Below are 13,839 nucleotides of genomic sequence, written 5' to 3' on the forward strand. Positions count from 1 at the left end.
CTTCCCTCTCGTCACGCCGGTCTCGGGCCGGGCATCGTCCGGCCGCTCTCGGTCGGCCTGAGCATCGTCACGGCGGCCCGGACCGTGTTCCGGACCCGCCGGTCCAGCAGCAACCCGGCGGCGACGACCGCCAGCACCACCAGGGCCAGCGCCAGGCCGGCCACGCCCCGGCCGGCGACCAACGCGCTGAGCACCGCCACCACGGCCGCGCCGCCGCCGGCCCCGAGCGCCGCCCAGCCCACCGAGCGGGTGAGCAGCGGCTCGCCGATCGCCACCCGGGCGGCCACCGCGGCCAGCACGTTCTCGGCGACCACGCCGGCCGTCCAGGCGTACGCCGCGCCGAGCGCCCCGTGGTCGGGGATGAGCAGGAAGCCCAGCCCGACGGTGAGCACCAGCCCGACCACGGTGGCCTGGAGGTGCCGGGCGCTGTTGCCGCTCATCAGCAGCATCGTCTGCACGATGCCCACCCCCGAGTTGACCAGCATCGCCCCGGCGAGCACCGCAAGCGGCGCGGCCCCGGCGGTGAACCCGTCGCCGAAGAGGCTGAGGAACCCGGGCGCGAACACCGCCAGCAGCAGGTACGCCGGCCAGGACAGCAGGATGATCACGACGGTGACCCGTCGGTAGACCAGCGCCGCGTCGGCGGTGCGCCCCTGCCCGAGCAGCCGGGACAACTGGGGTGCGACGGCCACCCGCAACCCCTGCATGATCAACAGCCCGGCCAGGGCGTACCGGCCCACCGCGCCGAAGACGCCGGACTCGTCCGCGCCGGCCAGCGCCGAGGTGAGCAGCACCCCGACCCACATGCTGCTGGCGTCGATGGCTGCCGACACCGCCCGGGGCAACGCGAAGCCCCAGAGGGTACGCCAGTCCGCGCCGTCCGGCCGCAGCCGTGCCCCGGCGAGCAGGCCGAGGGGCCGCAGCAGCAGGACGGCGGCAGCGGCCACCGCCAACGCCACCGGCAGCAGCCACCCGCCGAACCCGACCACCACCCCGGCACCGGTGGCGACCGTCACCAGCAGCAGGGCGGGTCGGGCCAGCGGCACCAGCACGTACTGGATGCCGACCACGGCGGTCACCGGCCGGACCGCCCGGACGGCGGCGAGCAGCACGGTCATCGCCACCGTGACCGGCAGGGCGAGGAACGCCAGACGCAGCAGCGTCGGCCCGTCCGACCGGGCGAAGAAGACCGGGGCGAGCAGGTCGGCGGTGAGCGCGCCCACCGCCGCCACGACCCCGGTGAGCAGGAGCACCGGCAGCAACGCGACAGGCAGCAGCCGGGCGGCGTCGCCGTCGGCACCCACCCGGCGGCGGGGCAGGGCCCAGACCAGTGCGGTGTCCGCACCGGCGCAGCAGACCGCACCCAGGATGGTGACCACGCCGATGGCGGTGAACAGCGCACCGGAGCCGTCGGTGCCGAAGCCGCGCACGATGACCACGGTGAGCAGGAAGCCCAACGCGCCGTTGACCGCCGCGCCGACCAACCCGACCGCACCGTTGCGGGCGCTGCGTCGTACCTCGCCGGAGCCGCCCCCCGGGTCGGTGACCGCCGGGCCGGTCGACGCCGGCGACCCCGGGTCGGCGGCGCGACGGTCGAGCTGCCGGGACACCGCCGGAGTGGTTCCGGTTCCCGGTCGTCTCATGTCTGCTCCCTGCCGTCCTCGGTGCGGGTCTGGTTCCCGGTGCCGCCCTGCTCCCCGGCGCGGGGTGGGACGCCGGGTGGGGTGTCGCCGCCGACGCGTGCGGGTTGCACCACCGTCGGCGCGTCCACCCCGCCGGCCGGCCGGGAGCCGTCGACAGGTGTCGCCGCCGAGGGCCGGGCGGAAGCCGGGGCCGAGGTCGCGGCAGCAGTCGGGGCCGGGGACGACGGCGGGTGGGCAGCCGGCGGCCGGGCCGGGGAGGGGAGGGGGATCGCGGTCCGGCGGGGCACCGGGTCCGCGACCGGCCCGGAGGCCGGAGGCGGGGCCGCGACCGGAGGCGAGGTCGCCGACGACCCCTGGGCCGGCACCGGGGTGGGTGGGCGGGGACGGGCCGGGGCCTGGGGCGGGGGCCAGGGCGGAACCGGCGACGGGGCCGGTGGCCGGCCCGGAACCGACGCCGGAGGCGGGGCCGGGTCCGGTGGCCGGGATACGACCGGCGGCTGCGGCGCGGACGGGGCCGGAGTTCGGGGTCCGACCGGGGGTGCCGGCGCGGGCGGGGCCGGAGTTCGGGGTCCGACCGGGGGTGCCGGCGCGGACGGGGCCGGAGTTCGGGGCGCGGACGCCGGCGGAGCCGGGGTCGGGGTCGGCGGCGGGGCCGGGGGTGCCGGGGTCGGGGTCGGCGGCGGGGCCGGAGGTGCCGGCGCGGGCGGAGCGGAGGTCGGAACGGCAGCAGTGGCCCTGGTGGGTCGGGGTGGCACGGTGGCGGCAGCCCGAGCCGGCGGGATCGGTACGGCGGCCGACGCCCGGGTCGGCACGGCAGCCGTTCCGGACGCGGTGGTGCCGGACGCGGTGGTGCCGGACGCGGTGGGCGGTACGCCGGAGCCGCCCGTCGCCGAACGTGGCGCGCGGGCGTCGGCGACTCCCGGGGCGAGGGTCACCGCGCGGTTCACCGGCCCGCTGACCGCCGCCAGCCCGGCCCCGACCGCGAAGAAGATGACCGACATGTTCGGGTCGATGTAGGCGTACACCGGGATCACCACCAGGGCGATCACCGGGATGGTGCTCAGCCACTGCCCGGCCGGGGAGACCGCGCCGGCCAGCCGCTTGGCGATCAGTGCCAGCCAGGCCAGGAAGGCGACCAGGGCCGGGATGCCGTGGCTGTAGAGCACCTGCCAGATCATCCCCTGGGTGCCCAGGGGTTCCTCGGCGAGCGTGGTGTCGACGCTGTTCGGTGCGCCGTAGCCGAGCAACGGCGAACGCTCGACGGCCTGGAGGGTACGGACGTAGAGGTCCATCCGGTCGACGTTGGTGTCGGTGCTGCTGACCCGGTTGTCGATCAGCTCCTGCACCGGCACCACCAGGCTGACCACCCAGACCAGCAGCACCAGCCCACCGATCGAGGCGATCAGCTTGGCGTTGCCCCGCACCAGCGCCCGCAGTCCCAGGTAGGCCAGCCCGGCCCCGAGGCCGAGGAACATGCCCCGGTTGAGGGTCATGAACGCCGGCACCATCGACAGCGGCAACGACACCAGCAGCGCCACCCGGAACTTGCCGGTACGCACCGAGGTCAGGTACGCCAGCACGCACGGCACCAGCAGCGCGTACGCCGTACCCCAGTTGTTGGTGTACGGGTAGGGCGCGGCGGTCCGGTAGATCGGCGCCCGGGAGACCGGGTTGAACTCGTTGGCCCGCACGTGGGTCAACGCCTGGATGAACCGTTCCCCCGACATGCCGCCCGGCAGCAGCATCTCCACCGGGGTGGTGAGCTGGAACTGGGGTGCCAGCACGGCCAGCCAGCCCAGGGCGACCACGCCCAGCCAGTACCAGCCGAGCGGGCGGAGCACCTGCTCCCAGGGGACGCCGTCGCGGACCAGGTTGTAGACGTAGACGCAGACGATCAGGGCGGTCAGCATGAAGCCGAAGCGCAGCCCGGAGGTGAGGTAGGCGGTGGCCCGGTCGAGCCGGGTGAAGCTCAGCAGCACCAGGGCGAGCAGCACCAGCCAGCAGGCGGTGCCGGCGGGCAGCGCCACCCGGCCCCGGGTGACCATCAGGCCCAGCAGCACCACCCCGAACACCGACCAGCCGAGGTAGAAGCCGCCGAGCATCCACCAGAGCGGGACCAGCCCGAACATGGCCAGCAGGGGCCAGGTGGGCAGCGGCGGCGGCCCGGAACGCGCCCCGGGCACCGGCCGGTCAGACACCCCGGCCCCGGCGCTGGGCGAGCTGGAGCACCCGCTCCCCCGACAGCAGCCCGAGCACCACCGGGACGGTCACCAGCACCCGCTTCTCGCGGGGGTTGAGCCGGATCACCCGGCCGAGTTCCCGCACCGCCTCACCGCGCCGCCGGCCGGAGGCGAGCGCGAACGCGATCTGCCCGTGCAGCCGGGCCAGGCCGGTGCGGCTCCCGGCCAGTTCGGGGTGCTTGTCGAGCAGGTAGCGGGTGGCCTCGACGATGGTCGCCCACCGGCCGAAGAAGAACGAGCCGCCGTGCCAGTCGACCACCACCAGCACCTCGGGCACGATCACCACCGGGCCGTGCCCGGCGATCCGCAGCAGCCACTCGTAGTCCTCGCCGTAGCCGCCGGGCAGGTCCTCGTCGACCGGGCCGATGGCCTCCCAGGTGGAGCGGCGGATGAGGATGGTGCTGGAGTGCACCTCCATGATCCGGTCCTCGACGAAGTCGGGCAGGCCGACCTCGGCCCGGTCGAGCTGCCGTTCCTTGGCGATGCCCGGCCCCTCCAGCCGGATGCCGCAGCTCGCGGCGGCGGCGTCGGGCCGCTGCGCCAGCAGCTCCACCTGCCGGCGCAGCTTCGCCGGCAGCCAGTGGTCGTCGTCGTCGCAGAAGGCGATCAGGTCGGCGGTGGCGGTGTCGAAGCCGCTGTTCCGGCCGCCGGGCAGCCCCCGCCGGTGGGTGTTGTGGACGTAGCGCAGGGTGCGTCCGGCCGGCACGTCGACGTCCAGTTCCCGCAGGTCGGTGTGGTCGTAGACGACGACGCACTCCACCGGCCCGGGGTAGTCCTGGGCGAGCACCGCGCCCACGGCCCGCTCCAGCAGGCCGGGCCGGTCCCGGGTGGCGATCACCACGGTGACCGGCGGGTGTCCGGTGGTCGTCGGCTCAGTCACGCTTCTCTCCCGTCACCACGAACCCGACCGGTTCGACGCCCACCGCGCGCAGCCGGTCCACCAGTTGACCCAGCCGGCCGGTACGGGTCTTGTCGCGGGCGGCGACCAGCACGGCCCGGCCCTCCCGGGCGGCCCGGACACCCCGTTCGTCGTGCAGGGCGGGCGGGGCGTCGATCACGGTGACACCGCCGGCCACCGGGGCCTCCAGCGGAACCAGGCGTACCGCGCCGGCGCCGATGCGCAGCTGCTCGCCGTCGGCGGCGGGGGCCTCCTTGGGCAGCACCCTGGGAATGATCTCGGTCTTGTCCGCCGAGGTGGTGGTGGAACGGTAGACGCCACCGTTCTTCGGGTCGTCGGTGGGGAACGGCCGGGGCTTGCGGACCGGCGGGATGACCATGGTGTCCTCCGGGTTGCCGCCGGTGGCCGGGGTGGCGGCAGCCGGGGCGGGGACGCTGCTGGGCATCGGCCGGGGGCGGGGCACCCGGGGCCGGGTCGGCTCGACGGCCGGGTGCCGGCGCTGGGCGTCGGTGAGCAGCGCCCGCAGGCGCTCCTGGCCCTCCGGGGCGACCCCCAGGCGCACCTCGTGCCCGGCCTGGGCCAGTGCCGCGGCGATCCCGGCGGCGACCTGTTCCCGCTGCTCGTCGGCGGCGCTGGAGAGCAGCACCAGGGGCAGCGGGGTCGGCCCGTCCACCCAGCGGCCCAGGGCCAGCACCAGGTAGCGCAGGTCGGTGTCGGAGAGCCGACCCGCGCGGTCCCGCCCGACGGTGCCCAGCAGCGGCGCACCGACCAGCGCGGAGGCCTCACCGGCGGTGCGGACCCGGCGGTCCATGGACTCCCTGACGAAGGCGACCAGCCCGCCGACGAGCAGGCCGCCGAGGAGCCCGGCGACCAGGATCAGCGGGGCGGCGTCCCGGCTCGACGGGACGGGCATGCGGGCGGCGCTGGTGACCGAGCCGGGGCTCAGGTCCGCCGAGGCGATCTTGGAACGCTGCTCGGCGAGGGTGGCGAGCTGGTCGTTGAGCGCCCGCAACTGGTCGAGCAGGGCGCTGGTGCGCGGCGACGGGCTCGACGTGCCCTGGTTGGCCGGCAGCGACCGCTGGGTGGTGGTGCGCTGGCTGGTGACCAGGGCGATGGTCTCGTCGTACGACTTGAGCACGGCGGCGCGCTGGTTCTCGTACATGCCCTTGCGCAGGTCGAGGTACGACTCGGCGGCGCCGTTCGCGCCGTTGACCGCCTCGGTCTCGCTGTGCCCGGCGTACGTGAACCGCATCACCTGCCCGCCGACGGGCGTCTCCACGGTGAGCGCGTCGGCCACGGCGGTGGTGTCCCGGCCGGTGATCGAGGCGACCTTGTCGATGACGTCGTTGCTGGTGGCGATCCCGCTCTCGGCGGTCATGTTGACCGCCCGGTCGGCGCCGCCGGAGGGCACCGAGAACGGGTCGGTGACCACCGGGCGGACCACCACGGCCGTGGTGGCGGTGTAGGTGGCCGGGAAGACCAGCACGTAGGCGGCCACCAGTAACAGCACCAGCCCGGTGGCGGCGAGCACCGTGCGCCACCGCCGCAGCGGAATGCGGGCCAACTCGGCCAGGCCGACCGGGCGCTGCCGGGCGGGAGTGACGTCGGTCACATCCATCAGTCAGGTCCTCTTGCGATGCGGGGGGCGGGCCGGCTCGGGCCGATAACGGCCCTGGTGTGAACCGCTGGTGTTCCCATTGTCGCCGACCGTTCACCTGTGGTCGACAGCCGACCGGTCCCACTGCGCCGTGGGCGGCCCGCCGGTGTCCGGGACACCGGCGGGCCGCCCACGGCGGGTGCGGCTCAGGAAGTGGCGAAGAACAGCGTCTTGCTCGACCAGTCCACGCCGCCGCCGGCCGGGGCGATCTCGACCGAGGCGGCGCCGTCGACGGCGGTCTCGTCGAACGGCACGGCCCGCAGGGAGCCGTTGGTGTTGCCGTAGACGATCTTACCGTCGACCCAGGCCATCCCCCGCACGTTGCCCCAGTTCAGGCCCACGCTGGGCAGGGTGAACTCGGTGCAGCCGACGACGTAGCCGTCGGGCTCCAGGTAGCGGTAGAACAGCTTGTTGGTACCGGCCTTGGTGTAGTACATCCGACCGTCGAGGTAGAACGCGCCGGCCATCGTGGCGGGGTTGAACCAGTCGTTGTAGCCGCTGCTCACCCAGGGTGCGCCCACCGTGCCGCCGGTGAACATCGACACACCGAGGTAGCTGCCGCCGGCGGCGGTCGCGTCGGTCTTCGACCAGTAGAGCTTGTTGCCGACCGAGAAGGCCGCGCCGGCCGCGGTGAGGTTCGCCTGCGCGCTGGTCACCGGCGTGCCCAGGGTGCCGCCGTTGAACGGCACCTTGGTGGTCTGGCCGCTGCCGGTCCCGACGTACAGGTAGCCCGAGGACGCCGTCGGGGCGTTGGTCGCCGCGACGGTACGGCCACCGGCCAGCGGGAACAGGCCCATCCGGCCGTGGTACTCGTTGCCGAGGCCGTCGGAGTCGAAGCCGGCGTAGAGGCCGGTGCTGCCCCGCCACAGCTCCCACATGATCGGGCCCCAGGTGGTGGTGCCCGCCGGGGCACCCGAGCGGGTCGGGTTCCAGACCAGCGGCAGGCCGTTGATCGGGTCCAGCGCGCCGAGCCCGAACCGGTTGATCGCGCCGCTGCCGGCCGAGTCGTTGCCGTTGGCGTTGCTCAGCCAGCGGAAGTGCCCGCCGACGTAGACCACGTTGTCGGCCACCTCGACGGAGGTCACCGAGTCGGTGCCGGTGTAGTTGACCCAGGTGGCGTCCATGGCCGCGCCCCGGTCGGCGGTCTCGAACCGGGCGATGGCGTCGCAGTACGCCCCGTCGCCCCGGCCACCGTCGGCGATGATCACGAAGTACGTGCCGTCGTCGGAGAAGTCGACGTCGCGGGCGTAGAACGGGAACGAGCCGCTGTAGCAGGGCGCCACGTAGCGCTGGGTGCTCCAGTTGGCGACCGCCGGAGTGCCGTCCAGGTCGACGACCACCACCTGGTTGCGGGGCTGGCCGTTGACCTCGGTGAAGTTGCCCACCGCGACCAGCGTCTTGCCGTCGGGGGCGACGGCCAGGCCCCAGACCAGCTCGCTGCTGGCGCGGGCGACGCTGGCGTCGATCTGGAAGCTCGGGTCGATCGCGCCGGTGGTCGCGTCGAGCCGGGCCAGCAGCGAGTGCTCGGTGCCGTTGACCCAGTGGAACGCGCCGGCGATGTAGAGCTTGTTGCCGACCACGACGGTGCGGCGGACCAGACCGCCGTCGCTGCGGCCGACCCAGCTGGTGACCGTCGCGCCGGTCACCGGGTCGAGCTGGACGAGGTTCTTGCGGCTGACCCCGTTGACGTTCTTGAACGCGCCGCCGACGATCAGCTTGCCGTCCGGGCTGGCGGCGAGGGCGTGCACCGCGCCGTCGAGCGTCGGGCTGAAGTCGGCCTTGAGGGCGCCGCTGGTCCGGTCGTAGGCGAACAGGTAGTTGCGGGAGGTCCAGCTGGTGCCCCCGGCCGCCTTGACCGAGGTGAACGAACCGCCCACGTAGATCGTGTTGCCGATTTCGGCGAACGCCTTGGTGTCGCCGTCCTGGGCGTGCGGGATGTTGTCCGCCGGGTTGGCCGACGTGAGCGTGCTGGTTACCGGGGTGAGATCCGCCGCATGGGCGGGCGCGGCCAGGAGGCCGACCGCGAGCACCGGTGCGGCGAGCGCGGCGAACCACCGCCGCCACACCGGTCGAGACGTTCTGTGAAGCACTGGCGCCCCCAAAAAAGAAGTGAGATCGTGCGTAGCTTGCTCTGCCCGGACATTTCCCACCATCAACCGACCGGTCCGGTCGGCCACCGGCTCGGCCCTGTCCTGCCGTACGGGTCGCGTCCGGACGACTCACGCAGGACGAGGATCGCGCGTCGACCGGCGGAGCCCACCACCGGGCTGCCGTCCCGGGTCGGCCTCATGCCGCCTCCGCCCACCGGAACGCCGGGACCGTGCCGGTGGCGGTCACCGTCCAGGCGGCCGCCCGGGTCAGGTCCTCGGCGCTGACGGCGTCGGCCTCCCGGGCCAGCACCAGCCCGCGCCGGTCGAGTTCCCGGGCCATCTCGACCTGGTGGTCGTCGACGTGTTCGCCGTGCCGGGCCCGGCGCGGCACGTAGACGGCGCGGTGGCCGGCGCGCATCGCGGCCAGCGCCGACCCCACCCCGGCGTGGGTGACGATCACGTCGGCCTCCCGCATGGCCTGCTGCATCTCGGCGTACGGCACCTGCCGGCGGGCCCCGGCCGGCATCCGGGGGATCCGGGTCGCGCCGACCTGCCAGAGCACCTCCGCCTCGGCGGGCACCACGTCGACCAGGCGTTGCAGCAGGCGCGGGAAGCCGAAGCGGTCCTGGGTGCCGAGGGTCACCACGATCTTGGAGACCGGGCGCGGGGCGGCGGGCTCGGGCGCGTAACCGTCGAAGATGGAGCCACCGTAGCGCCACCGGCCGTTCGCCCAGCCCGGGTACTGCGTGTAGAGCCGGGTCCGGGGCACCCGGGCGACCAGTCGGCCGGTCAGCGACGGGCCGACGGTGCGGGTGGCGCTCTCGATGTAGTGGCAGTCCAGGCCGTGCCGGGCGGCGGGCAGGAAGAACGACATGGCGACGCTGGCGCCGGTGCTGATCACCCGGCGGAACCGCCCGTCGCAGAGCACCCGGCGGGCGGCCAGCAGGTCGCGCAGCGCACCCACCGGGTCGCGGGTGCTCGCCGGGGGCACGTGGATGACCTCGTGGCCGTCGAGCAGCGACCGGCTCTGCGGGGAGTCGAACGTCGCCCAGACGCAGTCGTGCTGCACCCCGAGCCGGGGCAGCAGGTCGTGCAGCTCGGCGAGGTGCCCACCGGTGGAGGCGACGAGGAGGGTGGTCACGTCGGTGGCCCAACTTCTGTCAGAGGAGTGGTGGGGGCCGGGTCCGGACGGCGCGGGGACGGGGTCGCGCACACCGGACGGGGGTACGGGGTCAGGTGCCGGTCAACATCCGGTCGTCGTCGGTGGTGGTCGTCGACGCCGGGGCCGCGGGGCGGCGGACCCGACCGTCGGCGACCAGGACGGCGAGCACCATCACGCCGGTCAGCAGGGTGCCGAAGAACCACCCGCCGAACACGTCGGTGAGCCAGTGCTTCTCGGCGTAGATGCGGGTGTAGCCCTCCACCGAGACCAGCACGGCCAGGGCGGTGACCAGGCCGATCAGCACCCGGCGCGGCAGCCGCCAGGTCAGCGCGGCCAGCACCAGGATGGTGCCGAAGGTCATCAGCACCCGGCCGCAGCCCCCGGAGGGGTAGGTGCCCAGGTCGGTCGGCGGGTGGCCCCGGTCGACGACCTTCGCGAGGATGGTCTGGGTGTACTGCTCGACGACGAACTGCAGCGGCATCGCCACCAGCGGGATCCACCAGCGGCGACGACGCCAGGCGACGGCGAAGCCGATCGCGGCCACCACGGTCACCCACTTGAGCGGGTAGCGGTCGCCGATCGGGGAGATGAACAGGTTGACGTCCTCCCAGAAGCCGACCCGGTGGGCGTGCACGTAGTCGAAGACCGGGTGGTCGACGTGGGGTTCGAGCCGGGAGATCGCCTCACCGACCGGCCAGCACACGGCGACGACCGCCGCGCACCCGGCCAGCAGCACCACCACCGCCGCGCCGACCCGGCCGAACGCGGCGGTCAGCCCGGCCAGGGCGATCCGGAACCGTTCGGCCGTCCGGCCGGTGGCGACGGCCGACATCCAGCGGGACGCCAGCACCGGAACGACCAGCAGCGGCACCAGCACCGCCAGCACGGCCAGCACGTAGACGATGGTCACCGGAGGTGACCGCCGCTCACACGGCAGGTGACCGGGGCGTGGTCCACCCCGGGCTGAATGACACGTGACGATCCCATCGTGCTCCCTGATTGTGCCGGCCGTCGGCCGGGCCTCCCCCACACCTGCGCCCCGGACAGGGTCCCCACTCCGTCCCGGGCCGGACCGACCACGCCGTCACCGGCCAGTAGTCGTCGAGTGGGGCCACCCTAGTGGAACGTGAGCCGGCTTCGGTAGCGGCGGTGACGGCAGTGTGGGCTTTTCGCCGTTTTTCCGGTCGGGACCCCGACACTTGTCCCAGTCACCGGGAGAACCGCCGGTCAGGGGCGGGGTGAGCCCAGCCGGTCGGCGAGCGTGTGCAGCAGTGCGGGGTGCAACTTCGCACTCCAGCCGCCCCCGCCGGCGGCCAGTTCCGCCGTCCGCAACCACAGTTCGACGAGATATGCGTCGGCAACGAACTGACACCCCGCCGGGTCCAGGCCGAACGCCGCACCGTGCCGACCCAACAGCTCGACCATCTCGCCGGTCGCCCCCGCGACGTCCCGGCCACCCAGCGACAGGGCGCTCTGGAACCCGTGGTGGGCGAGATCGAAGCCGAGCGGCCGGTCGGTGCCGCTGTTCTCCCAGTCCCAGACGACCAACCGGCCCCGGTGCCGGCCGAGGTTCCACGGCACCCAGTCGCCGTGCCAGTGCCCGAACTCCACCGGCCGGTCGCCGTCGCGGGCGGCCAGGGCCGCCACCGCCGCGACCACCGGACCACCGGCGGTCGCGGCCCGCGCGGTCAGGTCGTCCAGGAACGCCGAACCGCGCAGCGGCCGGGGTGTCGACGGCGGGCCACCGCGCCGGGCCACCGCCAGCATCGCGGCCACCTCCGGGCGCAGCGGGTGACGCGGCCGGCGGACCCGCGCCGGCATCGGCTCGACCAGGGTCACCGCCAGGTCACCCCAGTCCACCTCGCGCAGCAGCCGGGGCACGTCCGGGAAGTCGCCGCCGTCGCGGGGCAACTCCCGCAGCGCGGCGGCCTCTGCGCGGACCATCGCCCGGGTCGCCTCGTTCCACCCGATCTTCGCGTACGCCCGGGCGACGCCCCGGTCGTCGAAGAGCTGCAACGTCGGCTTGTGGTGCGGGTCGGGTGGCCGGATGCCGATCGCGGCGTGCAGCGGCCGGCCCGTCAGCCGGCCCAGATGCGCGGCGAGCAGCAGCTCGGCCGGGTCGGCGTCGGTGGGCAGCGCCACGGTCAGCACCGGCATCCGGGCCAGCCCGGTCGCCCCGAGGCCGGCCAGCACACCGACGGCCAACCGGTTGGCCCGCACCCGGGGCGGGCGCAGTGCGTTGTAGGCCAGCGTCGATGCCGCGCCGACCCGACGGGAGGCGAGCGGGAGCAGGAACCTGGCCCGCTCCACCGAGGGCACCACGGCGTACCGGACGACCGCGCGGTGGGTGGCGGGCACCGGGTCGGGCGGCATACCGAGCCAGATCCGCGGGTCGGCGAAAATGGCCCTGGTCACCCAGCCCAGGCCGTCGTGCCGGGTCCGTGGGTCCGTCGCCACCGTCATGCCCTCCCCCTGTCCCGCCCGACCGCCGCGCGCTGGCGGACACGATAGGGGCAGCGGGCAAACCGCCACCCGGCGGGCCGGGGCCCGCCGGGTGGCGTACGTCGTCGTGGGTGGCTCAGCGTTGCCAGACGCGGACGTAGTCGACGCGGAAGTCGGCCGGGAAGCGGGTGGCCGCGTCGGGATCGCCCAGCCAGCCACCGACCTGGAAGTTCAGCCGCAGGTTGAACGGCTTGTTGAACGCCTCGTCGAACCACGGGGTGGTGCTGCGGTCCCGCTGCCAGACCTGCCGGCCGTCGATGTACCAGCGGATCACCCCCGGCTCCCACTCCGTGGTGTACGTGTGGAAACCGTCACCCGGGTAGCCGGTCGGGAAGTCCCACCGCTGGTCCTGCTTGACCGGCGTGTAGTCGTAGAAGATCGCCTGGGTGGCGGCCCCGTGCAGGGACGACCCGCCGGGCAGCTCCACCACGTCGATCTCGCCCTTGCCGCCGTCGTCGGGACGCAGCCAGAACGCCGGCCAGAGCCCCTTGGAGTCGGTCGGCCCGTTGGGCGACTTCGCCCGCATCTCGAACCGGCCGTAGGTGAACGACGCCTTGCCGATGGTGTCCAGGTAGCTCTGGGTGTACTGCCGGGTCTGCGAGCTGCACACCGCGGTCTCCCGCTGGGCGCGCAGGGTCAGCACCCCGTCGGCGACGAAGGTGTTGTCCGGGTCGTCGACGTTGCAGCCCTTGTCGATGTCGCGGCCCTCGTTGTCACGCAGGTTCCACCGCTTGAGGTCGACCGTCGGCCCGGTGAACTCGTCGGACCAGACCAGCCGCCAGCCGGGCACGTCGGTGCCGGGGCGCACGGTCGGCGTCGGGCGCGGGGCGGCCGTGGTCGGCGCGGGCGGGCTGACCGTCCGCGTCGGCTTCGGCGACGGCGACGGCGACGTCCGCGTCGGCGACGGGGCGGCGGTGGTCGGTGCCGTCGTGGTGGCCGGCGGCCGGGTCGGCGTCCGGTCGCTGCGCTGGTAGGTCAGCACCAGGCTGGGCCGGATGGCGGCCTTGGCGTTCTCCCGGGAGGCCCAGTAGATCCGGGTGTTCCAGTTCTCCTGGGTCAACGCGAAGGTGACCGGGCCGTTGCCCGTGACGGCGGCGGTGACGTCCCACTCGTTGTAGCCCTGGGCGACCCGGTCGACGGCCGAGAGCGCCGGGCCGAGGGCGGGTCGGTAGTCCCACGCGCCGGCACCGACGGCGGTGCCCTGGGCGGCGTGGGCCCGGACCCGGGACGAGAACTGCTGCCACGCGTACACCCGCAGGGACGCCTTGACGTCGACCGCGTCGGCGGGCAGGCCCCGCACCTGGAACTCCAGCACCGCGTCGCGCCGGCCGTTGCGGTTGCCGTCGCAGAGCTGCGGGCAGCTGGCCAGGGTGGTCTTGACCCCGTTGTCGCCGTCCTGCGGGACCTGGGTGACCGTGGTGTCCGCGACGGCGGAAAGCGTGATCGGCGGCACCTCGGCGGCGATCAGCGGCATCATCGTGGCCATGATGCCGCCGACTGCGGTGACACTCAGGACACTGAGGACGACCGCCTTGCGTCGGCCGCTGATGGCCGGAAATGCGCGGTGGATTCCATGCCGGCTCAAGGAACACTCCCCGGATGGGCGACGATTACCCGCAGCAGCGTATCCACCACAGCCGGATGTGG

9 protein-coding genes are annotated in these 13,839 nt (G+C 74.2%); all 9 read right to left on the reverse strand.

Annotated elements, in window-relative coordinates; translation table 11 throughout:
• Nucleotides 1-11: 11 nt before the first annotated feature.
• Complete coding sequence (locus ACN267_RS13580) at nt 12-1,643, reverse strand: lipopolysaccharide biosynthesis protein (protein ID WP_421488827.1); 1,632 nt, start codon at nt 1,641-1,643, stop codon at nt 12-14.
• The gene (locus ACN267_RS13585; RefSeq protein ID WP_421488828.1) at nt 1,640-3,841 is read right to left on the reverse strand and encodes an O-antigen ligase family protein; all 2,202 of its coding nucleotides are present in this window, start codon (nt 3,839-3,841) and stop codon (nt 1,640-1,642) included. Before ACN267_RS13585 ends, ACN267_RS13580 begins: the two co-directional genes overlap by 4 nt.
• A complete protein-coding gene (locus ACN267_RS13590) occupies nt 3,834-4,763 on the reverse strand; it encodes a glycosyltransferase family 2 protein (RefSeq protein WP_421488829.1) in 930 nt (309 codons plus the stop codon). The genes ACN267_RS13585 and ACN267_RS13590 overlap by 8 nt, the downstream gene beginning before the upstream one ends.
• Nucleotides 4,756-6,399 (reverse strand): hypothetical protein, encoded by a 1,644-nt coding sequence (locus ACN267_RS13595; RefSeq protein ID WP_421488830.1) that lies wholly within the window; start codon nt 6,397-6,399, stop codon nt 4,756-4,758. Before ACN267_RS13595 ends, ACN267_RS13590 begins: the two co-directional genes overlap by 8 nt.
• Before the next feature lie 185 nt (nt 6,400-6,584).
• On the reverse strand, nt 6,585-8,591 hold the full coding sequence (locus tag ACN267_RS13600) for a delta-60 repeat domain-containing protein (RefSeq protein WP_421490420.1): 2,007 nt from the start codon (nt 8,589-8,591) through the stop codon (nt 6,585-6,587).
• Nucleotides 8,592-8,724: 133 nt separating this feature from the next.
• The gene (locus tag ACN267_RS13605) at nt 8,725-9,669 is read right to left on the reverse strand and encodes a glycosyltransferase (protein ID WP_281898894.1); all 945 of its coding nucleotides are present in this window, start codon (nt 9,667-9,669) and stop codon (nt 8,725-8,727) included.
• A gap of 91 nt (nt 9,670-9,760) precedes the next feature.
• Nucleotides 9,761-10,600, reverse strand: coding sequence for a hypothetical protein (locus ACN267_RS13610; protein ID WP_421488831.1), 840 nt, complete (start codon nt 10,598-10,600; stop codon nt 9,761-9,763).
• 317 nt (nt 10,601-10,917) lie between these two features.
• Nucleotides 10,918-12,153, reverse strand: coding sequence for a hypothetical protein (locus ACN267_RS13615; RefSeq protein WP_421488832.1), 1,236 nt, complete (start codon nt 12,151-12,153; stop codon nt 10,918-10,920).
• A gap of 115 nt (nt 12,154-12,268) precedes the next feature.
• Nucleotides 12,269-13,777, reverse strand: coding sequence for a family 16 glycosylhydrolase (locus ACN267_RS13620; protein WP_421488833.1), 1,509 nt, complete (start codon nt 13,775-13,777; stop codon nt 12,269-12,271).
• Nucleotides 13,778-13,839: the final 62 nt, after the last annotated feature.

The organism is Micromonospora sp. WMMD734 (assembly GCF_049178975.1).
Lineage (GTDB): Bacteria > Actinomycetota > Actinomycetes > Mycobacteriales > Micromonosporaceae > Micromonospora > Micromonospora wenchangensis.